Source organism: Frigoribacterium sp. CFBP9029 (genome assembly GCF_034045305.1).
Lineage (GTDB): Bacteria > Actinomycetota > Actinomycetes > Actinomycetales > Microbacteriaceae > Frigoribacterium.
Genome location: NZ_JAXCWB010000010.1, coordinates 1 through 22,375 on the forward strand (window position 1 = coordinate 1; position 22,375 = coordinate 22,375).

A 22,375-nucleotide genomic window follows, 5' to 3' on the forward strand; every position below is an offset into this window, starting at 1 on the left:
GGCCCCGGTCGGCACCGGCACCTTCGACGGCGCCACGGGCACGTTCGCGTTCCCGATCACCGGCGGCAACGTCGACTACTACGACCCCTCCTCCGACGTGCGCCCCTACGTCCAGGGCGAGCTCGACCACGACGGCTCGGGCCTGTCGCTGACCGCCGGTGACACCACCGTCGAGCTCACCGACTTCCGCATCGACCCGGGCGAGTCCAAGCTCTACGGCACCGTGTCCGCCAACGGCGAGGTCGTCGTCGAAGACGCCTACCTGTTCAACCTCTGGGGCGGCACCCTGAAGCCCCGACGCCGCCGCGCTGCTGAACGAGACCTTCAGCACCGACGCCGTCCAGGACGAGATGCTCGTCGGCGTCGCGAAGATCACCGTCGCCACGGAATAACACCCTCTGGTGAATCCGTGACGACAGCCGGCCTCGCCCACCCGGGCGGGGCCGGTGTTCCCGGTGGGCCCCCTCTCGCACCTCGTGCGGGAGGGGGCTTCTCCTCTGCGCCCGCCGCACCCCGAGCGCACGAGTAGCCACCGGGCTCGGCTCCTGCCTACTATTGTCAAGACATGTCGGAGGGGCGAGGTGGCGAGTGACTGATACGCAGCTCCCAGCCGACCTCTTCGCAGATCTCGACCGGCACGGGCCCGTCCCGCTCTGGTATCAGATCTCCACGCGTCTCGAAGCCTCCATCTTGAGCGGCCGACTCCCCGCGGGGGCCCGACTCGAGAACGAGGTCGGTCTCGGCGAGAGACTCGGACTCTCTCGACCGACCATCCGTCGGGCCATCCAGGAGCTCGTCGACAAGGGCCTCGTCGTCCGTCGACGAGGCATCGGCACACAGGTGGTGCACGGCCCCGTCACGCGCAACGTCGAACTGACGAGCCTGTTCGAGGATCTCACCGAGAGCGGCCAGGCCCCCACGACACGCCTTCTCGCGCACGCCGTCGTGCCCGCCGATGAGAAGACCGCCCTCGCGCTCGGCATAGGAGTCGGAGACCAGGTGAGCAACGTGAGGCGTCTCCGTCTGGCCGATGGTGTGCCCGTCGCGATCCTGGAGAACTTCCTCCCACTCGATCTCGCGCAGTTCTCTGACGACGACCTCAGCACCCGGGGCCTGTACCAGCTGCTGCGAGCACACGGCGTCACCATGCGGGTCGCCAAGCAGCAGATCGGCGCTCGCGCCGCCCACTTCGACGAAGCGCACCTGCTCGAGATCGAGCCCCGGGGCGCCGTGCTGACGATGACCCGTACCGCGTACGACGCCTCTGGTCGCGCCGTGGAGGTCGGGCACCACTGCTACCGACCCGACCTCTACTCGTTCTCGATCACCCTCGTCGACAAGTGACCCTCCTCGACAGGTGACGCCCGTCGACGAGTGACGCTCGTCGACAAGACGATCCGTCAGCCGAGGGTCGGCGCCGCGGCGGGCACTCTCAACTCGCCGTTCAGGTACTGAGCGACCCCGAACCCGAACGACCAGTCTTGCGGGCCGTTCTCGACGTAGCCGATGAAGACGTCCTCCCCCGCGACGCCGACCGCGTCGAGGCCCGCGGCGATGCGGGCATAGAGGGCCTGCTTCGTCTCATCGCTCCGCCCCCGTTGCGTGAAGATCTGGATCATCACGACGCCGCGGGTCCGTTCGAAGCCCAGCCCGGCGTCTTCGGCGATGATGCGCCCTGCGGGCAGCTCGTTGACGACTTGGAAGCGGTCACGGACGGGGATGCCGTAGACATCGACGATCGCCTGGTGGATCGCGTCGGCGATCGAGGTGATCTGTTCGGGTGTCCGGCCGGTCATCAGGTCGATGCGAACGAGGGGCATGGTGGTCGTCCTAACGTCAGGGCAAATGTCATTACATACTAACAACGGGCGACGGATCGCACCAGCCCGGACAGCAGGAGGCGCGGTGCCCTGATGCGGACACCGCGCCTCCTGCGCGTCTTCGCCGTCGGATCACACGGCGGGCACGAGCACGTCGCGGACGAGGGCGTCGAGCTGGGCGTCCGCCTCGAGGAACTGCCGCAGTGTCCTGACGACGGCGCCGAACCGCTCGAACTCGTCGAGCGTCATGCCGTCGACGTCGTAGGCACGGTGCCACTCCTCGGGCAGCTTCGTGGCCAGCGAGTCGAGGATGCGCGGGTCGACGGGGACGTCGATCCGGTCTTCCGCAGGCAGCTCGGCCGCGTTCATGTCGACCTGCCAGGCGAACGGGGGCGACACGACGAGGTCTCCGCCGACGAGCTCGGACCACTGCAGGTGATTGCGGAACGCCGCCGACAGGATGCGCGAACGGAAACCCCGGGCGACGAACTCGTGGTGCGCCTTCTTCAGCGCGGCGACACCGGCCCATTCGAGGTGCCCCGGGTCGATCATGATGTGGTCGCGCTTGACCACGGCCTTCAGCCAGTCGTCGAGGCGCCCGCCCATGATCGTGACGACCGATCCGAACTCGTGGTTCTCGATCCCCTCGGCCGTGCGACGATCGAGACCCCGTTCGATGGCGGTGCCCACCGCGACGGCCTGGGCGACGGTGAAGGAGACCGTCGCGTTGATGCTGACACCCCGATAGGTCGCCTCCTCGATGGCCTCGATGCCGACCCGCGTGGCGGGGATCTTCACGATGATGTTCTTCGCCAACGACGAGAAGTGCACGGCCTGCTCGACGAGCGCGTCGGCGTCTCGGTGGAGGCGCGGATCGGTCTGCATCGACAGCCGACCGTTGCGACCGCCCGAGGCCTCGAACTCGCCTTCGAGCAGTGCCGCCGCCTCGATGCTGAGCCGCTCGACGGCGAGCCAGCCGATCTCGGACTCGCCGGCGCTGGGGTGCTCCTCGGCGATCTGGCGGAGGCGGGGAACCCAAGTGCCCAGGTCGTTCTTGATGGCCGTGTAGGCGATGACCGGGTTGCAGGTCGCACCGACCGCACCGAATCCGATGGAGGCGGCCAGCTCGGCGGGATCGGCCGAGTCGTTCCACAGGCTGGTGGGGGTGTCCTGCGCTGCTCTGAGCAGAGGGGGGCGGTCGTCGAGGGGTGTGACTGCGGCTTCGGTGACGGTCGTCATCGGTCTCCTCCTGGAGGGGTCGTCGGTTTGCTGGGCTGAGCGCGGTCAGGCGCGGGACGCGGCGATGATCCGGTTCCGGATCTGCTCTCGCTGGTAGCGGCTGACGGCGTCGACGTCTTCGTCCTCGGCGAAGACGCTGGACACGGCGATCGTGTCGGAGCGGTCGAAGAAGCCGAGCTGCCCGAGACCGTCGAAGAAGGAGTCCCAGTCGACGTCTCCGTCGCCGATCTTCAGGTGCTGGTGCACCCGGGCCGCGGTCCCGGGCGGGTTCGTGATGTAGCGCAGACCGTGCGACCGGCGGTGGTCGAAGGTGTCGGCGATGTGGACCAACCCGAGTGTCGGCCCCGCGGCGGCCATGATCTCCGTCATGTCCCCGCCGTAGTGGAACGTGTGGCAGGCGACGTAGGCCAGACCCACGTTCGAGGAGTTGAGCCCTCGGATCACGCGCAGAGCCTCGAGTCCGTCTTCGACGAAGTCGTCGGGGTGCGGATCGATGTAGACCTGGATGCCCTCCCGCTCGATGATCGGGAGCAGCTCCTCCATCGACCAGTAGAACTGGCGCTCCGACTCCTCCTGCAGCTCGGGGCGCCCGCTGAACTCGGTGTTGATCACGCCGACGCCGAGGCGGGCGGTGATCTCGATGACGCGCTTCCACTGCTTGACGGCGGCCCGACGGGACTCCTCGTCGGGGCCTGACCAGCGGAGAACCGGCAGCACCGATGCGATCTCGACCCGCGCCTCCCGGCAGGCGGCGGCGAAGGCGTCGACGAGGTCGTCGTCGGCCTTCGGGTGACGGAAGAACGGGATGAAGTCCCGGTGGGGCGTGAGCTGGAGGTGGTCGTAACCCAGCTCGGCCACCTTCGCCGGGATCTCGAGCAGGGAGTGGCTGTGGTGCAACGGCGTGGGGTCGAGTGCGATCTTGACCACGGACTAGGCCTCGATGGCGGCGTCGGCACCGGCGGGCAGGTCGTAGAACGTCGGTCTCTCGATCGCGTAGTCGACCTCGACCCGGCGCCCCGTCCGCTGGGCCTCGACGCCCGCGGTCGCGACGACGCTGGCCAGGTAGCCGTCCCAGGCGCTCGGCCCGTCGATGGTCCCCCGGCGGGCGGCGTCGACCCAGCGCTGCACCTGCGTGTCGTAGGCGGCGCCGAAGCGCTCTTTGAACGTCGGCGGGACCGGCGCGCCGACGCGACCGGCGCTGGTCAGCTGGAGGCCCGTGTCGCGACCGATCGAGGCCACACCGCTCTCGAAGACGGCGTCGGTGGTCACCTGGTAGCCGAACTGGATGTTGACGTTGATCTCGACGACGGCCAGTGTGCCCGACACCGTCTCGAGGAGGACGAACTGCGGGTCGCGGAGACCGTCGGGGGCGAGGGAGTTGCGGCGCGGCTTCTTCACCTCGATGGCGACGATCGGCTCGCCGGCGATGAAGGGCACGGCGTCGATCTCGTGGATGACGGAGTCGAGGATCAGCATCTCTTCCGAGTAGCTGGGCGGGGTCGTCGCGTTCCGGTGGGCGCAGTGCAGCGCGACCAGGGCGCCGTGCTCGCCCGAGGCCACGAGCGCCCGGAGGTCTTGGTAGCCCTGGTCGAAGCGGCGCATGAATCCGACCTGGATATGCGGTCGGTCGAGCTTCTCCTCGGCCTCGAGGACGCGCAGGGAGGCGGCCTCGTCGGTGGTGAGCGGCTTCTCGCACAGGATCGCGAGACCACGCTCGAGGGCGGGCATCAGCACGGCCTCGTGAAGGAAGCCCGGGGTCGCGATGATGACGGCGTCGATCTCTGTCGCGTCGAGCGCCTCCTCGAAGTCGGCCGCGGTGATGGCGCCGGGCGCCTGGGCGGCGGCTGCGGTCGCTCGCGCGGTGTCGGGGTCGACGACGGCGACGACCGTGGCGCCGCTGATGGTCGAGGCGATGCGGGCGACGTGGTCGGCGCCCATCATGCCGGCGCCGACGACGGCGACGCGGAGATCGTGGGTGATGGGGGTCATGGCTGGTTCTCCTTCGAACAGGGGTGTCGTCAGACGAGGCGGGCGCGGGGCGAGCAGCTGAGGATGTGCTCGCGGGTGCGGGTGGCGATGCCGAGGGGCAGGTCGATCGACGCGACCGGGAACATGTCCTGCTCGACGATGGCGAAGATGTCGGGATCGATGCGGCTGACCGCCTCGAGCACGGGCGCCAGCTCGGGCACGCCCTTCGGGGGCTCGACCATCACGCCCATCGCGACGGCGTCGCCGAAGGGCACGTCGTTCTTCAGCACGGTGAAGCGGAGGTCGCTGTCGACCTGCTTGAGGTGCAGGTAGCCGATGCGGTCGGGGTGGGCCTCGATGAGGCGCACGTTGTCGCCGCCGTAGTAGGCGAAGTGGCCGGTGTCGAGGCAGAGGTTCGTGTAGCGCGCGTCGGTCTCGGCGAGGAACCGCTCGGTCTCCTGATACGTGCCGACGTGGCTGTCGGCGTGGGTGTGGAACTGCTGCTTCACCCCGAACTCCTCGAGCAGCGCCTTGCCGAGCTTGTCGTGGCCGGCGCCGAGCTTGGCCCACTGGTCGTCGGTGAGTGTGCGGGCCTCGAGTACCTCCGTGGTCGAGTCGCTGCGCCAGAGGTCGGGGATGACGACCAGGTGCTCGGCGCCGAGCTGCGAGGCGAGCCCCGCGACGGCGAGCGCTTGGTCCCACGCGCGCTGCCACTGGTCGTCGCCTTTGTGGAACCCGGTGAAGACGGTCCCGGCCGACAGCAGCAGGTCGCGCTTGCCGAGTTCGTCCTCGAGCTGGTGAGGGTCGGTGGGCAGGTAGCCGTAGGGGCCGAGCTCGATCCACCGGTAGCCGGCGTGCTGCACCTCGTCGAGGAACCTCGGCCACGGGATCTGGCTGGGGTGCTCGGGGAACCAGACGCCCCACGAGTCGGGGGCGGTGCCGATGCGGAGCCCGGGCGCGGTCGAGGCGGCGGACGGCGTGGTGTCGGGATCGGTGACGGTGTCGGTCATGGCGGCGGTGCCTTTCGAGAGGATGTCGTCGAGTTCGAGGTGGAGGTGCGGGTCAGCCCAGCAGGGGGCGCTGACCGGCCTGGTGGTCGCGGTAGTCCACGAGGGCGGCACGGGTGCTGTCGAGGGTCGAGACCTGCGCGACCGGGACGTCCCACCAGCCTTCGCCGTCGGGGGCGTAGACCAGCGGATCGCTGTTGATGTGGATGAGCGTGCTCGTCGACGATGCCTTGGCCGTGACGAGGGCGGCGGAGAGGTCGGCCACGGCGTTCTCGGTCGGCTGCACCTCGATCACGTCGACCCCGTAGCTGCGGGCGTTCATGGCCAGATCGACCGGGAGCACCTCGGTGCCCTGGAAGTCGAGCGACTCGGGGTCCAGTCGGCGGTACAGGGTGCCGAAGCGCTCGGCGCCGACGCTCTCGGAGAGATGCCCGATGGAGGCGTAGCCGTGGTTCTGGATGAGGACGACGATGATCTTGATGCCCTCCGCCACGGCCGTCACGAGCTCGGTGTGCAGCATCAGGTACGAGCCGTCTCCGACCATGACGATGACGTCGCGATCGGGAGCGCCCCGCTTCACGCCGAGTCCACCGGCGATCTCGTAGCCCATGCACGAGAACGCGTACTCGACGTGGTAGCCGAGCGGGTCGCGGACCCGCCACAGCTTGTGCAGGTCGCCGGGCAGCGACCCGGCCGCCTGGACGACGACGTCGCGGGGGTCGCTGGCGGCCTGGACGGCGCCGATGATCTCGGGCTGACCGGGCAGGGCGAGCCCCGACGGGAGGAACGCCTCGTCGACGAGGGCATCCCATGCCGTCTTCTCTGACGCCACGCGGGCGGCGTGCTCGGCGGGAACGGCGTGCCCGGCGAGGGCCTCGAGGAGTGCGTCGAGGGCCTCGCGCGCGTCGGCTACGACGGGTAGCTGCGAGCCGTGCTTGTAGGCGTCGAACGAGGCGATGTTGATGTTCACGAATCGGACGTCGGCGTGTTGGAAGGCGGTTCGGGAGGCGGTGGTGAAGTCGCTGCACCGGGTGCCGATGCCGATGACGAGGTCGGCGTCGGCCGCGATGCGGTTAGCGGCCGTGGTGCCGGTGGCCCCGATGCCGCCGAGGTACTGCGGGTGATCCCAGGCGAGGGAGCCGCCACCGGCCTGCGTGGTGCCCACGGGGATGCCCGTGGCGCGGGCGAACTCGTCGAGACGCTGTTCCGCCCCTGAGTAGAGGACTCCCCCGCCGGCGACGATCACCGGCCGCTCCGCCGAACGGATCGCCGCGATCGCCCGCTCGAGCGGCCCGCGTTCGGGGACGGGCCGTCGGATGTGCCACTCGCGCGGCTGCAGGAACTCCTCGGGCACGTCGACCCACTCGGCCTGCACGTCTTCGGGCAAGGCGATCGTGACGGCTCCGGTCTCGGCCGGGTCGGTCAGCACGCGCAGGGCGGCGAGAGCGATCGAGAACAGCTGCTCGGGTCGATCGACCCGGTCGAAGAACCGCGACAGCGGCCGGAATGCGTCGGTCACCTGCAGAGAGGTGTCGTGCGGCAGCTCGATCTGCTGCAGCACGGGGTCGCTGACCCGGGTCGCGAAGGTGTCGCTCGGCAGCAGAAGCGCAGGGAGGCGGTTGGTCGTCGCCAGAGCGGCGGCCGTGAGCATGTTGGCCGCGCCAGGACCGACGGAGGCGGTGCTCGCGTAGGTGGCGCGCCGCCGGTGCATCCGGGCGTACCCGACGGCCTCGTGGACCATCGCCTGCTCGTTGCGCGCCTGCAGGTAGGGCATGAGGCCGGGCCGGTCGACGTGGTACTGCTTCAGGGCCTGGCCGACGCCGGCGACGTTGCCGTGGCCGAAGATGCCGAACATGCCGGGGATCGTGCGCTCGCGCACGTCTCCGTCGATCGTCCACTGGTTCGCGAGGAACTCGACCAGAGCCTGGCCGACGGTGAGTCGTCTCGTCGTCATCGACGTGGTCCTTTCGGTGCTGCTGCGGGGAGGTAAGGCAGTCGGGGGTCAGGAGCCTGGGACTCCCACTGCGTGCGGACCCAGCCGTGCGCCGGGTCGTCGGTGATGAGCCAGGCACGCTCGGGATCCGGGCCTGCCATGACGTTCAGGTAGTAGAGGTCGTAGCCCGGAGCCGCGACGGCCGGGCCGTGATAGCCGAAGGGGACCAGGGCGACGTCGCCCGTGCGGACGAACTGGTTCACGTCGATCCGCCCCGCCGGTGAGCTGTAGGTGGCGAACAGGCCGAAGGGGTCGGCCTGCTCGGGGGCGTCGAGACCGCGGCTGACGGCCGACTCGAAGTAGTAGATCTCCTCGAGTCGGGACTCGACGCCGGGGATGGACTCGTCGTGCTTGTGGGCGGGGTACGACGACCAGTTCTCGGCCGGGGTCACGACCTCGCAGACGATGAGCTTCTGCGCGTGGAGGCCCGCCGGCGTGCCGAAATTGTGCACCTGGCGGGTGGAGCGGCCCGACCCTCGGATCTCGACCGGGATGTCGGCGGCTCGCAGCACCTGCACGTCGAGCACCTGGTCGGCGGGGGCCTCGGCGACCGCGACCCGGCCTTCGCCGGTGAGGCGCGCCTCCGTGTCGATGCCGAGGTAGACGACGTCGGCGGGGCCTTCGAAGACGGAGGAGCGACCCGCCAGCTCGACGGTGCCCGAGCCGCCGCGGGCATCGCTCCACTCGACCACGACGTCGCCGCACAGCGGCACGATCATCCGCTCGACGCCGACCGCGGGCAGCCGCGCCCCGGTGCCGGCCAGCTCGCCGACCCTCAGCCCGGTGTGCTGCCAGCCGTAGACCTCGCCATCGACCACCGTCTGCCAGTCGTGGCGGGCGAGGTCGCCGCGGGGGAAGAACCAGCGTGTGTCGTCGTCCATGTCGTCCACCTCATCATCGAGTGCCGCGACACCGTGGTCGCGAGCCTGCAGCCTGGGGAGAGATCCTCCGTCGGGTCAGTTCTGGGGGAATCCCAGGTCCACCCCGCCGTGGCTCGGGTCGAGCCACCGCGATGTGATCGCCTTCTCGCGTGTGAAGAACTCGAACCCCTGCATGCCGTACGCCTTGTCGGACCCGAAGATGGAGTCTTTGAAGCCGCCGAACGAGTAGTAGGCGACGGGCACGGGGATGGGCACGTTGATGCCGATCATGCCGACCTCGATCTCGGCCTGGAATCGCCGCGCCGCGCCTCCGTCGTTGGTGAAGATGGCGGTGCCGTTGCCGTACGCGCCGGCGTTGATCAGGGCGACCCCCTCTTCGTAGGAGGCGACCCTCACCACCGAGAGGACCGGGCCGAAGATCTCCTCCGTGTAGACCCGGCTCGTCAGCGGCACCCGGTCGATCAACGTCGGGCCGAGCCAGAAGCCATCGGCCTCGCCGTCGACCTCGATGCCGCGGCCGTCGACGACGACGTCGGCACCGTCTTCGATAGCGATGTCGATGTAGCCGGCGACCTTGTCGCGGTGCTGCTCGGTGACGAGCGGGCCCATGTCGCAGCTGCGACGCCCGTCGCCGACGGTGAGGCCGGACATGCGCGACGTGATCTTCTCGATCAGCTCGTCCGCCACGGGCTCGACCGCGACGACGACGCTGATCGCCATGCAGCGCTCGCCCGCCGAACCGAACCCCGCGTTGATCGCGCTGTCGGCCACGAGGTCGAGATCGGCGTCGGGCAGCACGAGCATGTGGTTCTTCGCACCGCCGAGAGCCTGGACGCGCTTGCCGTGCTTCGCGGCGGTCTCGTAGATGTACTGCGCGATCGGCGTCGACCCGACGAACGAGATGCTCTTCACCTCGGGGTGCTCGAGCAGACCGTCGACGGCCTCCTTGTCGCCGTGGAGGACGTTGAACACACCCTCGGGCAGGCCGGCCTCGGCGAAGAGGCGGGCGAGGAACATCGCACTCGACGGGTCTTTCTCGGACGGCTTCAGCACGACGGTGTTGCCGACCGCGATGGCGATCGGGAAGAACCACATCGGCACCATCGCCGGGAAGTTGAACGGGCTGATGATCCCGACGACGCCGAGCGGAGCCTTCGTCGAGTACACGTCGACACCGGTCGAGACCTGCTGGGAGAACTCGCCCTTGATCAGGTGCGGGAACCCGGTCGCGAGTTCGACCACCTCGAGGCCACGGGTGATCTCGCCGAGAGCGTCGGAGAGGACCTTGCCGTGCTCGCTCGTGAGGATCTCGGCGAGTTCGCCCTTCCGCTCGTTGAGCAGCTCGCGGGATCGGAACATGATCTGCTGCCGCTTCGTGATCGAGAGGTCGCGCCAGGCGGGGAAGGCCTTGGCGGCGGAGGCGACGGCGGCGTCGATCTCGGACCGGTCGGCGAGCGACACGTTCTTCGTGACGCGGCCGAGAGCCGGGTCGTAGACGGGCGCGGTGCGTCCGCCGGCGCCGGGTGCTTCGGCGTTGTCGATCCAGTGCGCGACGAGAGGGAGGTCCGTGGGCGTGGAGGTCATCGTTCTGTCGATCCGTTCGTGTGGGCGGGCGTGTGGACCAGGCCTGCTGCGAGGTCCACGGCGGCGGCGACGTCGTCGTCGCCCGGGTAGAGGAGGGTTCGTCCGACGACGAGACCTCGGACGCCGGGGAGGGCGAGCGCCTCGGCCCAGCGACGGTAGGTGTCGGCCGGGTCTCCGCCGGGGTCTCCGCCGAGGAGCAGCGTGGGGAGGGTCGTGGCCGCCATGACGCGCTCCATGTCTTCGACCACGGGGAGCTTCAGCCAGCTGTAGGCGGACGACTCTCCGAGCCCTGAGGCGATCGCCACCGACTTGATGACGGCGTCGGCGGTGAGGTCGTTCTTCACCCGCCCGTCGACCCAGCTGCTCATGAACGGTTCGAGCATGATCGGCAGGCGCAGCCTTGCCGACTCGGTCACCGCGCGCGCCGTCGCGTCGAGGGTCGCTGCGGTGCCGGCGTCGTCGAGGTTGATGCGGACGAGCAGCTTGGCGAAGTCCAGGTTCGACTCCGTGATGGACGAGGCCGAGTAGGCGGTGAATCTGTCGTCCATCTCGAACGAGGCGCCCTGGAGTCCGCCGCGGTTCATGCTGCCGACGACGACCTTGCCGTCGAGTGCTCCGAGCAGCGCCAGGTCTTCGAGGATGTCGGGGGTGCCGAGCACCCCGTCGACGCCGGGTCGGTCGAGGGCGACGACCAGTCGCCGGAGGAGGTCGTAACGATCGGCCATGGCGGTGGCGTCGTCCCGCACTCCGAGGGCGCCCCGGGCGGGGTGATCGGCGGCGATGATGAACAGGCGCCCGTCGGCCGCCAGCGGTGCGGGCCGCGTTCTCGATGCGAGGAGCTCGGCGATCCGGTGCGGGGCGGCGGCGCGGATGCTCCGGAGTCGCTCGAAGTCGACGGTGGGTGCGATGGGATCAGACATGGTGCGCCTCCTGGAGGACTGCCTCCACCTCGTCGGTGGTCGGCATGGCGGTGGAGCACTCGAAGCGCGTGGCCACGATGCCCCCGGCGGCGTTGGCGAACCTCAGGGTGCGTTCGAGCGACCAGCCGGAGAGCAGACCGTGGCAGAGCGCCCCTCCGAAGCCGTCGCCGGACCCGAGGCCGTTGATGACCTGGACGCGATGCGCGGGCACCTCGATGCGTTCGTCTCGCGTCTTGGCGAGGACGCCCTTAGGCCCCTGCTTGACGATGGCGATCTCGACGCCTCGATCGAGGAGGGCGTCCGCAGCGCGTTCGGGTTCGGTCTCGCCGACCGCGATCTCGCACTCCTCGCGATTGCCGACGGCGACGGTCACGTGCTCGAGCGCCCGACCCACCTCGCGGGTCGCCACCTCGGGGCTGCTCCAGAACATGGGCCGGTAGTCGAGGTCGAGGATGGTCAGCGGGCGGCGGTCACGGGTCTGCCACGCGACATGGTGCGCCTGCCTGCTGGGCTCTTCGCTGAGACCCGTCACGGTGGCCCAGAAGACGCTCGCCTGCTCGATCGCCGCGTGGTCGAGACCGCCGGCCGTGATCATCAGGTCGGGGGCTTTGGGCTGCCGATAGAAGTACAGCGGGAAGTCGTCGGGCGGGAAGATCTCGCAGAAGGTCACGGGCGTGTTCAGACCGTCGACCGTCGAGATGAGCCGGGTGGAGACGCCGAGTCGTTCGAGCTCACGGACGACGTAGCGACCGAAGGGGTCGTCGCCGGTGCGGGTGAGGACGGCGGAGCGACGCCCATGACGAGCGGCGGCGATGGCGACGTTGGTGGCGCTGCCGCCGACGGACTTGCTGAACGTCTCGACCTCTTCGAGCGGGACCCCGGACTGCTGAGGGTAGATGTCGACGCCGACACGACCCATCGTGAGGACCTCGAGAGAGCTGCTGTCGGTCACTTCCTGCCTTCTTTCACGATGTAGATGGCCCCTGTGCTGAAGTCCTCCTCGAGCTGCTCGAGCGAGCGGCCGTTGGTCTCGGGGACGCGTGTCGCGGCGAAGACGAAGGAGGCGGTGTTCAGCACCGCGAAGATGAAGAACGTCGTCGAGATGCCGATGCCGGCGACCAGGATCGGGAAGAGCAGGCTGACGGCGAAGTTCGTGAGCCACAGGATCAGCACGGTGAGGCCCATCCCGACTCCGCGGAGCTTCAAAGGGAAGATCTCGCTGAGCATGAGCCACACGAGCGGCCCGATCGTGCCCTGCATGGTGCCGACGAAGCAGATGACGAAGATCAGGACGACGATCGCACGGCCGAGGCCCTCGGGGATCAGGAGGGACGACAGGCCGATGAGCAGGTGGAAGATCGCGACGCCGGCGAAGCCGAACATGAGCATGTTGCGTCGGCCGACCCTGTTGATGACTCGGAGGGCGACGAGCATGGCGACGACCGCGATCACACCGGCGCCGACGTTGGCGATCAGGGCGCCGCTCTGCGAGAAGCCCGACTGCTGCAGCACCTGAGTGCCGTAGTACATGATCGAGTTGATGCCGGTGAGCTGCTGGGTGACGGCGAGGCCGATCCCGATGAGCAGGATCTTGCGGAGCCATGGCTCGGCGACGAGATCCGAGAGGCGGGCGCTCTTCGCCTCCTTCTCCTCTTCGGCGAGCTCGCGGACCTCGGCCATCTCGGCCACGGCGCGGTCGTCGGCGCGGATCTGCTTGAGGACTGCGAGGGCGTCGTCGTCGCGGCCCTTCGCGATGAGCCAACGGGGGCTCTCGGGCACACGGAACATGCCGATGAAGAGCGCGATGGCGGGGAGCACGGCGACGGAGAGCATGTATCGCCAGACGTCGTCGTGCTCACCCCAGATGCTGCCGATGACGGCGTTGATCGTGAACGCGGCGAGTTGGCCCGAGACGATCATGAGCTCGTTGCGACTGACGAGACCGCCGCGCTGCTCCGTCGGGGCGAGCTCGGCGAGGAAGACGGGGACCGTGACGGAGGCGCCGCCGACCGCGATCCCGAGGAAGAACCGAGCCCCGGTGAGGAACTCCCAAGTGGGGGCGAGGACGCACGCGAGAGCGGCGAAGAAGAACAGTATCGCCAGGGTGTTGATGGTGGGCTTCCGGCCGAAGGCGTCCGAGATGCGTCCGATGAAGAACGCGCCGACGGCGGCTCCGATGAGGATCGCCGACACCATGACGCCTTCGCTGGCGGGCGTGAGCCCGAGGCTCTCCTCCATGGAGTCGAGGGCGCCGTTGATGACACCGGTGTCGTAGCCGAAGAGCAGCCCGCCGAACGTCGCGATGACCGCGACGGTGCCGAGTCGTCTGGTGTGAGGCCCTGAGACCAGGGCGGGAAGCGCTCTTCGGGGAGAGCCTCCGGATGCGTTCGTGACCACGATTCCTCCATTGGTTGTGGTGACTGCTCCCCGCTCTGCCGCGGGGTGCCACCCTGATGCCGGCGACAGGATGAGGCTAATCATGTTCTCATGTCCTGTCAATCAGTCAAATGATCTGATCATGGACGACGACGAGTTGCTGAGCTCGAGGCCGTCTTCGCCTCGCGCCCACGGTAGTGCACTACGGTGCACTCTATGGTGAACGGAATGGGCGACCTCGCGGCACTGATCGGCGGACGCGTCCGGGCGTCGCGCCAGGCGAACGGGTGGACGCTCGACCAGATGGCGGAGCGATCCGGGGTCAGCCGGCGGATGGTCGTCAAGGTCGAGAAGGGCGACACGAACCCGAGCGTGACGACGCTGCTGCTGCTGAGCGACGCGCTCGGGATCGGACTGCCCACCCTGGTCGCCGAGCGGGAGGGCGTGCCCGCGGCCCTCACCCGCGACGGCGAGGGGACGACCCTCTGGCGCAGCCCCGGAGGCGGATCGGGGGTGCTGCTGGCAGGGACGCCGTCGCCGGACGTCCTCGAGCTCTGGCAGTGGAGCCTCGAGCCGGGCGACGAGCACGACAGCCTCCCCCACGCACCGGGCACGAGGGAGATCCTGCACGTGACCGCCGGCACGGTGACCCTGAGGACGGGCCCCGCCAGCACCACGCTCGGCACCCGCGACACCTGCGCCTTCGACGGCGACCAGCCCCACTCGTACGCGAACACGACCACCGAGCGGGCCGCGTTCACCCTCGCCGTCTTCGAACCGGACGTCGGCACCGCGCCCCTCCGTGACATCTCTCCGCACCCGATCGACGAAGGGACCGACTCATGAACGAGACCACGAAGGGCTGGCTGCTCCTCGCGGCGGCGATCCTGTCCGAGGTGACCGCGTCGCTGTCGCTCAAAGCCGCCCTCGAGCAGCCCGCCTTCTACGCCGTGGTCGCCGTGGGCTACCTCGCCGCGTTCATCCTCCTGGCCCTGGTGCTCCGCACCGGGATGGCCCTCGGGGTCGCCTACGGCATCTGGGGTGCCAGCGGCGTCGCCCTGACAGCGGTCGCATCGAGTCTCTTCTTCGGCGAGCCGATCACGTTCCTGATGGGCATCGGCATCGTCATCGTCATCGTCGGCGTCCTCTGCGTCGAGCTCGGCGCCCAGGCTGCGAAGAAGCCGGAGACCGACTGATGGCCTACCTGTTCCTCCTCCTCGCCATCGCCTTCGAGGTCGCCGGGACGACGTCCCTCCGCCTCGCCATCGACGACAGGCGCTGGTACGGCGGCGTCGCCGCCGGCTACGTCGTCGCCTTCTCCATGCTCGCCCTCGCCCTCGCCGGCGGCATCCCCCTCGGAGTCGCCTACGGCATCTGGGCCGCGGCAGGGGTCGCCGTCACCGCGATCATCTCGAGGTTCCTGTTCGAGGAGCCGCTGACCTGGCTGATGAGCCTCGGCATCGTCATCATCGTCGGCGGCGTGCTCCTCATCGAACTCGGCGCCAGCCACTGATCGTGCGTTCTGCACCGGGGATGCTCGGGCGGCGCTGGTATCGTCGGCTGATCGACGCACCCCGGGGGACGACCTCCGCGGGTCGGCAGCTCTCGGGGACGACCTCGCGGAGGTGACCATGCCCCACACGACTCGTCCACACCCCTCGACAGAGGCACCGACGACGGCCCCGGCGACGCCCCTCGGCGTAGTCCTCGCCCCCTCGACCCTCGTGCCGCTGATCGCCGTGTGGCTGGTCGTCGCCGCCTCCGTCATCGTCGGACCGGGTCTGCTCGGCGACCCCGTCGATCCCCCGGTGGCCGCGGTGTCGTTCGTCGTGATCCTCGCGGCGATCGTGGTCGCGGCGTTCCGCGTCGTCCACGAGGCCGAGCATCTGGCGAGAGCCCTCGGAGAGCCCTTCGGCACCCTGATCCTGACCCTGTCGATCGTGATCATCGAGGTCATCCTGATCGCCTCGGTCATGCTCGGGCCGGGTGAGTCGACGACCATCGCCCGCGACTCCCTCTTCGCCGTGATGATGATCATCATCAACGGCGTGCTGGGTGCCGCCCTCCTGGTGGGCGGACTGCGGCACGGCCCCCAGCGCTACAACCGGGAGGGCACGGCGCAGTACCTCGGCATGATCGTCGTCTTCACGCTGCTCGCGCTCGTCCTGCCGAATGCCACGACCTCGGCCGCCGCCGGGTCGTTCTCGGACGTGCAGGCGGTCGGCGTGGCCGTCCTGGCGGCCGCCGCCTACGCGACTTTCCTCGGCCTGCAGACCACGAAGAACCGCGAGCTGTTCACGCAGCCCTCCCCCACAGCGGCGACGATGTCGGAGACGACGTCCGGGGCGATGTCGGAGGCGACGACGGGCGGCACGGAGAACGAGTCCGCGGCCCATCCGAGCAGATCCATCGTCATCACCCACTCGGCCCTGCTCGTCGTCACCGTCCTCCCCATCGTGCTGCTCTCGCACGATCTGGCCACTCTGCTCGACGTCGGGATCGCCCTCCTCGGCGCCCCCGCGACCCTGAGCGGCGTCCTGATCGCCCTCATCGTCTTCACTCCCGAGGCTGTGACGGCGATCCGCGCCTCCCTGGGCAACGAGACCCAGCGGACCATCAACCTGGGGCTAGGCGCCTTCGTCTCCACCGTCGGCCTGACCCTCCCCGCGGTGCTCGTCATCGGCCTGATCACCGGCGAGACGGTCGTTCTCGGCGAGTCGGCCGCGAACACGGTGCTCATCGCGGCGACGCTCGCGTTGAGCATCGTCACCTTCACGTCGAAGCGCACCAACGCGCTGCACGGGGTCGCCCACCTCGTCCTGTTCGGCGTGTTCGCCCTGCTGATCTTCTCCCCGTGACCAGGACGGGTCGTTCCCCAACTGGGGGTGCCCTGCCGCCCCCTCCGGCGGCTTAAAATACCGTGGGGGTCCGAGGCGTGCGAGGCCGCCGATACGACCCGCCGAGGTCGAGTTCTCCGGTCGCCCGACTACGAAGGAACAGAGATCCTCCTTGCTCGACTCCATCACTCTGCGGATCGCGTTCGGCGTCATCACCCTCACCCTGTTCCTGCTCTTCGCGTTCGTCACCTACCGCAGCACGAGATCCGCCTTCAGCTTCTGGTGGTGCGCGGCGCTCGTCTTCTTCATGGCCGGGTCCTTCGCCTACCTGCGAGACGGCACGGCCGATCAGGTGTGGGGCAATCCACTCGGCAACGGCGTCGTGGTCGCCGGCGCCGCATCGGTCTGGATGGGCAGCAGATCCCTGCGGGGCCGACCGACGCCGTGGTGGCTCGTCGTCGCACCGGCGGCCTTCGTCACGTCCGTGTCGGCCTTCGACTCGCCGGCGACGAACGACTGGTCGGGCGGACCCTTCTATCTGGCCCTGATGGGCACTCTGATCAGTCTCTCCACCCGCGAGATCGTGCTGCTCGACGCCCACCTGTCGCGAACCCGCTGGCCGCTCATCCTGGCCTCGGGGGCCCTCGGTCTCTACTACCTCGTCCGCTTCGGGGTCTTCCTGGCGGCCGGCCCGCGCAGCGACCTCTTCGTCACGTTCTTCGGAACCCCCTCGACGACGCTGATCACCCTCGTCCTCCTCGTCGTGGTGTCGTTCAGCATGGCGTCGCTCAGCGGCGAGCAGACCACCAAGGTGCTCGCCGCCCGCGCGGCCCGCTCGCGTCAGGAGCTGCTCGACGGCGGCGGGGTGCAGCGCCGGCTGCTGCCGCAGTCGACCCCCGATCTGCCGGGCTACGACGTCGCCGGCACCTGCATCCCGAGCGGTGCGGTCAGCGGTGACTTCTTCGACTGGCAGCGGACACCGGACGGCCTCGTGGTCACCCTCGCCGACGTCATGGGCAAGGGGGTGGGCGCGGCGATGATCGCGGCGACCGTCCGGGCGTCGCTCCGCGCCGCGACCCCGTCTCACGAGCCCGATCAGACGATGTCCATCGTCGATCGCGCGGTCGAGACGGATCTCGAGGCCGTCGACGCCTTCGTCACGCTGCTGCACCTGCAGCTCGACGCCGAGAGCGGCGTGGTGACGGCGGTCGACGCGGGTCACGGTCTGGGCGTCATCTGCCGAGCCGACGGCACCCGCGAGGTGATCGCCTCCGAGAACCTCCCGATGGGCGTCTTCGGCACGCAGACCTGGGTGACGACCACGGCGCGTCTCGATCCCGGCGATCTGCTGCTGATCTGCAGCGACGGGGTCCTCGACCTCTTCGACGACGACGTGTCGGCGCTCAGCAGGGCCGCCGACGTCGCGACCGCCGCCGAACCCACCGCGTCGGGCGCGGTGACGAGCATCACGCGTCTGGCCGCCGAGGGCGACTACCCCGACGACGTGACCGTGGTGGCGATCCGCCGCGATCTCGTCAGCGCCTCGACCACCTCGCCCATCACCTGACCCGGCGACACCTCGCCGGTGGCGGGCGAGTCGAAGGCCGACCCGAGGGCGATGTCGATCAGGAGGCGCGCGAGGGTGTCGGAGGTCAGTCCCGTGACCTGCACCGTGCCTCCGGCGAACACCTGGTCGATCAGCCCGCGCAGTTTCTCGAGCACGGCCCGACGCTGCTCGACGAAGACCGCCATGACCTGCTCGTCGGCGAGCGCCTGCGAACGGAACTCGGACATGAGCGCGAAGTCCTCGGCCGTGCCGGGGCCGTACGGCTCGAACGCCCGGCGCACGGCGTCGGGCAGCGAGGTCAGCTCGGTGCCGGGCAGCATCATGTCGTCGAGGGCCTTCAGCGCCCCGTCGGTCTCGCGGCGCAGCAGCTCGACCACGAGATCGGCCTTCGACGCGAAGTTCGAGTAGACGGCGCCCTTGCTGAAGCCGGCCTCGCGGGCCACCTCGTCGAGCGTGGTCGTGTGGACCCCGCCGGTCGAGAAGAGCCGGGCCGCGGCCACCAGCAGCCGTTCTCGCACCTCCGCCTTGCGGGGCCGCGAACCGGGGGCGTCGGCGGTGCTCACCATGACTTCGACCCTAGGGGACTCTCCGTCTCCGCCGCTGCGACGCTGGCCGTCATCCGCTACTCGAGTTCGGCGAGGTCGCTGTAGAGCGACGTGATCTGACCGACCCGCGTCCGCCCCGCCCGCGGATGCTCGGCGAGCACAGCGGAGGCGAGCAGCGCCGCGAGACTCATCGCCGCGGCGTAGCTGTCGAACGGCGACTCGCTGTCGACCGGGCACTCGAGCCGCAGCGCACCGGGGGCGCGGGCCGTCACGTCGCCGATCAGCACCACGGGCACGCCCTGCCGCCCGAGGGCGCTGACAAGCCCCGCGAAACCGGCCGGTCGCCGACGGAACCCGACGAGCACGACGACGTCGCGCTCGCCCAGCCCGGCGAGCTCTTCGCCGACCGACTGCCCGGGCTGCGGCGCGAGACGCACGTCGTCGCGCGCCTGCACGAGCTGCTGCCGCAGGTGCGAGGCGACCGGGTAGCTGTTGCGGAACCCCGCGACGACCACCCGGCGGGCCCCGGCGATCAGCGTCGCCGCCCGCTCGAGCCGACCGTCGGCGAGACCGTCGAGCATGCGCTGCAGGTTGCGGTGCTCCGCCGCCGCGTGACGCACGAGATCCGAGGAGGCGCTGGCCGACCCGACCGGGACCCCTCGGCTCCGTGAGGCCCTCGCCTGATCGCGGACCTCCTGCGCGTCGGTGAACCCGAGGCGCCGGAACAGCCGCGACACCGTCGCCTTCGACACCCCGCTCTGCTCGGCGATCTCGGTCGCCGTGTAGACGGCGAGGTCGTCGAGGTGATCGAGGATGAAGTCCGCCGCACGCTGCTCGCTCGGGCTCAGCGCCCCGTAACCCGAGTCGATGCGGTCGCGGATGCCCTCGGGGGCCGGGTCGGGGGCCGGGTCGAGCGACGAACCGGGGGCCGGGTCGGGGGCCGGCGACCCGGGGGCGGTGGCGGCGGGGTCGACCCGACCCGCGCCTCCTGCGGGGGCGTCGCTCATGCGGTCGTCTCGGCGGAGACGTGCCGGGCGGCGAGTTCGCGGACGGCAGCCTCGAACGCGTCGAGCGCGACGGCGACGTCGGCCGCGGTGACGGTCTCGTCGGGGTGGTGGCTGATGCCGCCGTTGCCGCAGCGGACGAAGAGCATGGCCCAGTCGGTCAGGGCGTCGATCGCCATGGCGTCGTGCCCGGCCTTCGAGAACAGGGTCATCGGTTCGGCGTCGCCGGTCGCGACGATGCCGGTGCGCACCGCGTCGGCGAGCGCCGCCGACGCGACGACGGCCGGTGCCGAGTGGGTCTCGTGGGCGGCGAAGACGAGCCCGCGTTCGGCGCAGGTGCGGGCTGCGGCGGCCTCGATGGCGGCCCAGACCTCGTCGCGCCGGTCGTCGTGCTCGGCCCTCAGATCGAGGCTGAACTCGACGAGCCCGGGGATCACGTTGACCCCGCCGGGGAACGCCTCGAGACGCCCGACCGTGGCGATGCAGCCGGCGTCGCGGGCGATGCGCTCGACGGCGAGCACGACCTCGCTCGCCCCGGCCAGGGCGTCGTGCCGCCGATGGAAGGGCACACCGCCGGCGTGTCCGGCGACTCCCGTCATGGTCAGCTCGAACCGCCGCGCCCCGGCGATCGACGAGACGACGGCGAGCGCCCGATCGGCCTCTTCGAGGTACGGCCCCTGCTCGATATGGGTCTCGAGATACCCGATGACGGAGCCCCGAGGAGGCGCGGCGTCGCCCACGGCCTCGGGGTCGAGCCCGAACGCGACGAACGCGTCGCGCAGGCTCACGCCCTCCGAGTCGACGAGCTGCCACCACGCGTCGTCCCAGGTGCCGGCGACGGCGCGCGATCCGAGCAGGGCCGTGCCGAAGCGGGTGCCCTCCTCGTCGCCGAACGCGAGCACCTCGACGGCGAAGGGCAGCCGGACGCCGGCGGCGCTGAGACGCTCGACGACCGCGATCGCGAGCAGCACGCCGAGCATGCCGTCGTAGCGCCCCGCGTCGGGCACCGTGTCGAGGTGCGAGCCGAGCAGCAGGGCGGGCGCCCCGGGCTCCCGGCCCTCGTAGCGGCCCCGCTGGTTGCCGGCGGCGTCGAGCCAGGTCGTCATGCCCGCCTGCTCCATCCACCGACCGGCGAGCTCGTTGACCCGCGCGTGCTCGGGGCTGAGGTAGACGCGGGTGAGACCGGTGCTGCTCGACGACACGGCGGCGAGCACGTCGCAGCGCTCGAGCACCGTGCGCGCGTCGGGGGCGATGCCGGAGGCCTCTTCGGGACTCACGCCGCGCCTCCTACGCCGTCCGCCTCGGTCGCCGCTGCCTCGGTCGCGGCCGCTGTGGTCGCCGCCGCCTCGGTCGCAGCCGCCGCTGTCGCTGCGGTCGCCGCCGCGCGGTCCGCGTCGGTGTAGACGTCGTAGGCCGCGCCCACTCCGCCGCCGGTCGTGATCGGCGCTCCGGCCCGGCGCAGCACGGCCTCGAGCGCGGAGAGAGTGGTCAGCACGGTGTCGCGACGGGCGTTGTAGCCCATGGTGCCGATGCGCCACACCTTGCCGTGCAGCGGACCGAACGAGGTGCCGATCTCGATGCCGAAGTCGGTCAGCATCGCGCCGCGCACCGCGTCGCCGTCGACCCCGTCGGGGATCACCACGGCGACGACGTTGTTCATCTTGTGCGCGAGATCGCCGAACACCTCGAGACCGAGGCCCTGCACGCCGGCGAGCATGGCCGAGCCGTGCAGCGCGTGCCGGGCGATGGTCTGCTCGAGGCCCTCGTCGACCACGAGCCGGGCGCACTCGCGGGCGCCGTAGAGCATGGTCGTCGCCTCGGTGTGGTGGTTCAGCCGTTGTGGGCCCCAGTAGTCGAAGATCATCGCGAGATCGAAGTAGTTCGAGGCGATGCGCCGGCTGCTCGTGACGTCGCCGTCGCCGCGGATGCCCGCCTCGATCGACGTCCGCGACCGGATCGCCTCGACCGCACGCGGCGAGAACGTGGCCGGCGCCGAGCCCGACGGACCGCCCAGGCACTTCTGCAGCCCCGCGGTGACGGCGTCGAGGCCGAGCGCGTCGGTGTCGAAGGCGTTGCCGGTGATCGACGCGGTGACGTCCGTGTAGAACAGCACGCCGTGCTTCGCGCAGACCTCGCCGAGGCCCTCGAGCGGCTGGGCCACTGTGGTCGACGTGTCGCCGTGCACGACGGCGAGAAGTTTCGGGCGCACCCGATCGATCGCGGCGGTGATCCGCTCGAGCGTGAACACCTCGCCCCACGGCACCTCGATGGTGTGCACCTCGGCGCCGCAGCGCTCGGCGATCTCGCGGAGGAGGTGCCCGAAGCGCCCGAACACCGGCACCAGCACGCGGTCGCCCGGCTCGATCAGCGACACCAGGGCCGCCTCGATGCCGGCGCGCGAGGTGCCGTCGACGAGCACGGTCTGCTCGTTCGCGGTGCGGAACACTTCGCGGTAGAGGGCCTGCGTCTCGTCCATGTAGGCGGTCATCGCCGGGTCGTACTGACCGACGAGCTGCGCCGACATGGCGCGCAGCACTCGCGGATCGGCGTTGATCGGGCCGGGGCCCATCAACAGTCGAGCGGGGGGATCGATCTGCTGGAAGACTCGTTTCACCCGGCCCATCTTACGCAACC

At 70.0% G+C, this 22,375-nt stretch carries 21 protein-coding genes and 1 pseudogene; 7 read left to right on the forward strand and 15 right to left on the reverse strand.

What is annotated here, in order from left to right:
• Together SOM11_RS12555 and SOM11_RS12560 are read left to right on the forward strand one after the other, a co-directional pair.
• Nucleotides 1-529: pseudogene (locus SOM11_RS12555) on the forward strand (hypothetical protein); the annotation flags it as partial.
• Between the two features lie 59 nt (nt 530-588).
• A complete protein-coding gene (locus SOM11_RS12560; RefSeq protein ID WP_320478227.1) occupies nt 589-1,344 on the forward strand; it encodes a GntR family transcriptional regulator in 756 nt (251 codons plus the stop codon).
• A gap of 56 nt (nt 1,345-1,400) precedes the next feature.
• Here the strand turns inward: SOM11_RS12560 and SOM11_RS12565 are convergent, their stop codons facing one another.
• From SOM11_RS12565 to SOM11_RS12615, 11 genes are all read right to left on the reverse strand, one after another.
• Nucleotides 1,401-1,820 (reverse strand): tautomerase family protein, encoded by a 420-nt coding sequence (locus SOM11_RS12565; protein ID WP_320478228.1) that lies wholly within the window; start codon nt 1,818-1,820, stop codon nt 1,401-1,403.
• A 132-nt stretch (nt 1,821-1,952) separates the two neighbouring features.
• Nucleotides 1,953-3,059 carry a transaldolase family protein gene (locus SOM11_RS12570; protein WP_320478229.1) on the reverse strand — a complete coding sequence of 369 codons (1,107 nt, stop codon included), beginning with the start codon at nt 3,057-3,059 and terminating at the stop codon, nt 1,953-1,955.
• A gap of 45 nt (nt 3,060-3,104) precedes the next feature.
• Entirely contained in the window at nt 3,105-3,986 is an 882-nt protein-coding gene (locus tag SOM11_RS12575) for a sugar phosphate isomerase/epimerase family protein (protein ID WP_320478230.1), read from the reverse strand.
• A gap of 3 nt (nt 3,987-3,989) precedes the next feature.
• Entirely contained in the window at nt 3,990-5,039 is a 1,050-nt protein-coding gene (locus tag SOM11_RS12580; protein WP_320478295.1) for a Gfo/Idh/MocA family oxidoreductase, read from the reverse strand.
• A 38-nt stretch (nt 5,040-5,077) separates the two neighbouring features.
• Nucleotides 5,078-6,037, reverse strand: a complete 960-nt coding sequence (locus SOM11_RS12585; protein ID WP_320478231.1) for a sugar phosphate isomerase/epimerase — start codon at nt 6,035-6,037, stop codon at nt 5,078-5,080.
• Nucleotides 6,038-6,089: 52 nt separating this feature from the next.
• Nucleotides 6,090-7,988 (reverse strand): 3D-(3,5/4)-trihydroxycyclohexane-1,2-dione acylhydrolase (decyclizing), encoded by a 1,899-nt coding sequence (gene iolD / locus SOM11_RS12590; protein ID WP_320478232.1) that lies wholly within the window; start codon nt 7,986-7,988, stop codon nt 6,090-6,092.
• The gene (iolB, locus tag SOM11_RS12595) at nt 7,985-8,908 is read right to left on the reverse strand and encodes a 5-deoxy-glucuronate isomerase (protein WP_320478233.1); all 924 of its coding nucleotides are present in this window, start codon (nt 8,906-8,908) and stop codon (nt 7,985-7,987) included. Before iolB ends, iolD begins: the two co-directional genes overlap by 4 nt.
• 75 nt (nt 8,909-8,983) lie before the next feature.
• Entirely contained in the window at nt 8,984-10,492 is a 1,509-nt protein-coding gene (locus SOM11_RS12600) for a CoA-acylating methylmalonate-semialdehyde dehydrogenase (protein ID WP_320478234.1), read from the reverse strand.
• Nucleotides 10,489-11,412, reverse strand: coding sequence for a Cgl0159 family (beta/alpha)8-fold protein (locus SOM11_RS12605; protein ID WP_320478235.1), 924 nt, complete (start codon nt 11,410-11,412; stop codon nt 10,489-10,491). The genes SOM11_RS12600 and SOM11_RS12605 overlap by 4 nt, the downstream gene beginning before the upstream one ends.
• Nucleotides 11,405-12,364, reverse strand: coding sequence for a 5-dehydro-2-deoxygluconokinase (gene iolC / locus SOM11_RS12610; protein WP_320478236.1), 960 nt, complete (start codon nt 12,362-12,364; stop codon nt 11,405-11,407). Before iolC ends, SOM11_RS12605 begins: the two co-directional genes overlap by 8 nt.
• Nucleotides 12,361-13,809 carry a sugar porter family MFS transporter gene (locus SOM11_RS12615; protein ID WP_320478237.1) on the reverse strand — a complete coding sequence of 483 codons (1,449 nt, stop codon included), beginning with the start codon at nt 13,807-13,809 and terminating at the stop codon, nt 12,361-12,363. Before SOM11_RS12615 ends, iolC begins: the two co-directional genes overlap by 4 nt.
• Nucleotides 13,810-14,004: 195 nt before the next feature.
• On the opposite strand from SOM11_RS12615, the gene SOM11_RS12620 reads away from it, so the two are divergent.
• From SOM11_RS12620 to SOM11_RS12640, 5 genes are all read left to right on the forward strand, one after another.
• Nucleotides 14,005-14,634, forward strand: coding sequence for an XRE family transcriptional regulator (locus SOM11_RS12620; protein ID WP_320478238.1), 630 nt, complete (start codon nt 14,005-14,007; stop codon nt 14,632-14,634).
• Nucleotides 14,631-14,984, forward strand: a complete 354-nt coding sequence (locus SOM11_RS12625; protein WP_320478239.1) for a DMT family transporter — start codon at nt 14,631-14,633, stop codon at nt 14,982-14,984. The genes SOM11_RS12620 and SOM11_RS12625 overlap by 4 nt, the downstream gene beginning before the upstream one ends.
• Complete coding sequence (locus tag SOM11_RS12630; RefSeq protein WP_320478240.1) at nt 14,984-15,301, forward strand: DMT family transporter; 318 nt, start codon at nt 14,984-14,986, stop codon at nt 15,299-15,301. The genes SOM11_RS12625 and SOM11_RS12630 overlap by 1 nt, the downstream gene beginning before the upstream one ends.
• Nucleotides 15,302-15,419: 118 nt before the next feature.
• Nucleotides 15,420-16,646, forward strand: a complete 1,227-nt coding sequence (locus SOM11_RS12635) for a calcium:proton antiporter (protein WP_320478241.1) — start codon at nt 15,420-15,422, stop codon at nt 16,644-16,646.
• A 151-nt stretch (nt 16,647-16,797) separates the two neighbouring features.
• On the forward strand, nt 16,798-18,192 hold the full coding sequence (locus tag SOM11_RS12640; protein ID WP_320478242.1) for a PP2C family protein-serine/threonine phosphatase: 1,395 nt from the start codon (nt 16,798-16,800) through the stop codon (nt 18,190-18,192).
• Here SOM11_RS12640 and SOM11_RS12645 read toward each other — a convergent pair.
• From SOM11_RS12645 to SOM11_RS12660, 4 genes are read right to left on the reverse strand one after another with little or no spacing between them, the layout of a single operon-like run.
• Entirely contained in the window at nt 18,117-18,758 is a 642-nt protein-coding gene (locus tag SOM11_RS12645) for a TetR/AcrR family transcriptional regulator (RefSeq protein WP_192061447.1), read from the reverse strand. The genes SOM11_RS12640 and SOM11_RS12645 overlap by 76 nt on opposite strands.
• A gap of 56 nt (nt 18,759-18,814) precedes the next feature.
• Nucleotides 18,815-19,744 (reverse strand): MurR/RpiR family transcriptional regulator, encoded by a 930-nt coding sequence (locus tag SOM11_RS12650; RefSeq protein ID WP_320478243.1) that lies wholly within the window; start codon nt 19,742-19,744, stop codon nt 18,815-18,817.
• On the reverse strand, nt 19,741-21,018 hold the full coding sequence (locus tag SOM11_RS12655; protein ID WP_320478244.1) for an allantoate amidohydrolase: 1,278 nt from the start codon (nt 21,016-21,018) through the stop codon (nt 19,741-19,743). The genes SOM11_RS12650 and SOM11_RS12655 overlap by 4 nt, the downstream gene beginning before the upstream one ends.
• The gene (locus SOM11_RS12660) at nt 21,015-22,355 is read right to left on the reverse strand and encodes an alanine--glyoxylate aminotransferase family protein (protein ID WP_320478245.1); all 1,341 of its coding nucleotides are present in this window, start codon (nt 22,353-22,355) and stop codon (nt 21,015-21,017) included. The genes SOM11_RS12655 and SOM11_RS12660 overlap by 4 nt, the downstream gene beginning before the upstream one ends.
• Between the last annotated feature and the right edge of the window lie 20 nt (nt 22,356-22,375).

Bases quoted from the DNA above. Each gene is read 5' to 3' on its own strand.
- SOM11_RS12565 (WP_320478228.1), bottom strand. From the start codon at position 1,820: ATGCCCCTCGTTCGCATCGACCTGATGACCGGCCGGACACCCGAACAG.
- SOM11_RS12570 (WP_320478229.1), bottom strand. From the start codon at position 3,059: ATGACGACCGTCACCGAAGCCGCAGTCACACCCCTCGACGACCGCCCC.
- SOM11_RS12585 (WP_320478231.1), bottom strand. From the start codon at position 6,037: ATGACCGACACCGTCACCGATCCCGACACCACGCCGTCCGCCGCCTCG.
- iolD (WP_320478232.1), bottom strand. From the start codon at position 7,988: ATGACGACGAGACGACTCACCGTCGGCCAGGCTCTGGTCGAGTTCCTC.
- iolB (WP_320478233.1), bottom strand. From the start codon at position 8,908: ATGGACGACGACACACGCTGGTTCTTCCCCCGCGGCGACCTCGCCCGC.
- SOM11_RS12600 (WP_320478234.1), bottom strand. From the start codon at position 10,492: ATGACCTCCACGCCCACGGACCTCCCTCTCGTCGCGCACTGGATCGAC.
- SOM11_RS12605 (WP_320478235.1), bottom strand. From the start codon at position 11,412: ATGTCTGATCCCATCGCACCCACCGTCGACTTCGAGCGACTCCGGAGC.
- SOM11_RS12620 (WP_320478238.1), top strand. From the start codon at position 14,005: ATGGTGAACGGAATGGGCGACCTCGCGGCACTGATCGGCGGACGCGTC.
- SOM11_RS12625 (WP_320478239.1), top strand. From the start codon at position 14,631: ATGAACGAGACCACGAAGGGCTGGCTGCTCCTCGCGGCGGCGATCCTG.
- SOM11_RS12630 (WP_320478240.1), top strand. From the start codon at position 14,984: ATGGCCTACCTGTTCCTCCTCCTCGCCATCGCCTTCGAGGTCGCCGGG.
- SOM11_RS12635 (WP_320478241.1), top strand. From the start codon at position 15,420: ATGCCCCACACGACTCGTCCACACCCCTCGACAGAGGCACCGACGACG.
- SOM11_RS12645 (WP_192061447.1), bottom strand. From the start codon at position 18,758: ATGGTGAGCACCGCCGACGCCCCCGGTTCGCGGCCCCGCAAGGCGGAG.
- SOM11_RS12650 (WP_320478243.1), bottom strand. From the start codon at position 19,744: ATGAGCGACGCCCCCGCAGGAGGCGCGGGTCGGGTCGACCCCGCCGCC.